At 72.3% G+C, this 2,231-nt stretch carries 1 protein-coding gene; it reads left to right on the top strand.

Annotation, left to right across the window (positions count from 1 at the left end):
- On the top strand, nucleotides 1-2,193 hold a 2,193-nt coding region (locus tag ACFU99_RS41280; RefSeq protein WP_384403237.1), incomplete at its 5' end, for an MFS transporter.
- Between the last annotated feature and the right edge of the window lie 38 nt (nucleotides 2,194-2,231).

Here is a 2,231-nt window from a genome sequence, read left to right as displayed (position 1 = left end):
GTCCAGGGCATCGGCGTCGGCGGCCTCTCCGCCCTCGCCCAGATCGTGATGGCCGCGATGATCTCCCCGCGCGAGCGCGGCCGTTACAGCGGCTACCTCGGCGCGACCTTCGCCGTCGCCACCGTCGGCGGCCCGCTGCTCGGCGGCGTCATCACCGACACCAGCTGGCTCGGCTGGCGCTGGTGCTTCTACGTCGGCGTGCCCTTCGCGATCATCGCGCTGATCGTGCTCCAGAAGACGCTGAAGCTCCCGGTCCTCAAGCGGGACGTCAAGGTCGACTGGTTCGGCGCGTTCTTCGTCGCCGCCTCCGTCACCCTGCTGCTGATCTGGGTGACCCTGGCCGGCAAGAACTACGACTGGCTCTCCTGGCAGACCTTCGTCATGGTCGGCGGCGCGATCGTGCTCGCCCTGCTCTTCGTCTACATCGAGTCGAAGGCGAAGGAGCCGATCATTCCGTTGCGGCTGTTCCGCAACAAGACGATCGTCCTCACCTCCCTCGCGTCGCTGTTCGTCGGCATCTCGATGTTCACCGGCACGGTGTTCTTCTCCCAGTACTTCCAGCTGGCGCGCGGCAAGACCCCCACGATGTCCGGCGTCATGACGATCCCGATGATCGCGGGCCTGTTCGTCGCCTCCACCGTCTCCGGCCAGGTGATCACCAAGACCGGCCGGTGGAAGTACTGGCTGGTCTCCGGCGGCGTACTGCTCACCGCGGGCCTCGGCCTGCTCGGCACCATGCGGTACGACACCCCGTACTGGCACCTGGCCATCTACATGGCGCTCATGGGCCTCGGCATCGGCATGATGATGCAGAACCTGGTTCTCGCCACACAGAACCAGGTCGCACCGCAGGACCTCGGCTCCGCCAGCTCCGTCGTCACGTTCTTCCGCTCCCTCGGCGGTGCGGTCGGCGTCTCGGCGCTCGGCGCGGTGCTCGGCACCCGGGTCACCCACTACGTCCAGGAGGGCGTCGCGGAGCTCGGTCCCAAGGGCGCGGCCCTGGGCCACGGCGGCACCGGCGGCGGGGGCATACCCGACCTGTCCCAGCTGCCCGCGCCCTTCCGCACCATCATGGAGAGCGCGTACGGGCACGGCGTCGGCGACGTCTTCCTCTACGCGGCCCCCTGCGCGCTGCTCGCCTTCATCCTGACCCTGTTCGTCAAGGAGGTCGCGCTGCGCAGCAAGTCCGGCACCGAGCGGGCGCTGTCCGGCGACGACTCGACGCCCGCGACGGCCCCCGCCACGGCCGCGATGGCAAGCTCCGCCGACTCCTTCGAGAGCACCGCCGAGCTGGAGCCCGCCCTCGTCGGCGCGCCCAGCACGGCCGACGGCGACCAGGCACTGGCCCCGGCCATGGCCCCCGCCACCGCCCCCGAGCCGCAGCACCTCGCGGCGTTCGCCTCCACCGGCGACGGCCCGCCCCCCGGCTCCACCGCGATCCGCGGGTTCGTGAAGAACGCCGACGGCCAGCCTGTCGCCCGTTCCGCGGTCACCCTGATCTCGCTGAGCGGCAGCCAGCTGGGCCGCGCCGTGGCCCAGGGCGACGGCGCGTACGCCCTGTACGCGCCGGGCTCCGGCTCGTACGTGCTGATCGCGGCGGCCGACGGCCACCAGCCGCAGGCGTCCACCGTCGTCGTCGGCGACGAGCCGCTCGGCTACGACATCCTGCTCTCCGGCACCAGCGGCCTCGCGGGCCTCGTCCGCGCCGCCGTGACCGGCGCGCCGGTCGACGCGGCCATGGTCGTCGTCACCGATGTGCGGGGCGAGGTGCTCGCCACCGGCAAGACCGGGCCGCAGGGCGACTTCACCTTCGACGAGCTGGCCCCCGGCACGTTCACCATCGCCGTGAACGCGCCCGGCTACCGGCCCGCCGCCCTCCCCGTCGAGGTCGGCCACCAGGGCGTCACCCGCATGGAGATCGAGCTCCAGGCCGGCGCCCGCGTGCAGGGCACCGTACGGGCCGGGGCCGACCGGCGTCCCATGCCGGACGCGCGGGTCACGCTGATCGACGCGGCCGGGAACGTGGTCGCCACCGCCACCACCGGCGAGGACGGCGCATACGCCTTCACCGACCTGGACGCGGGCGACTACACCGTCATCGCGAGCGGCTACCCGCCGGTCGCGGGGGCGCTGAACGTCGCCGGGCACGGCGTCGACGGGTACGACGTCGAGCTCGCCCACCCCGGCGACTGACCGGCGGCACGCAAGACTCCGGAGGCCGGGGCGCGGTT

This window comes from Streptomyces sp. NPDC057654 (genome assembly GCF_042800135.1).
Lineage (GTDB): Bacteria > Actinomycetota > Actinomycetes > Streptomycetales > Streptomycetaceae > Streptomyces.
The sequence above is the reverse complement of the archived record's forward strand: the minus strand, read 5'-3'. Positions and strand labels throughout refer to the sequence as shown.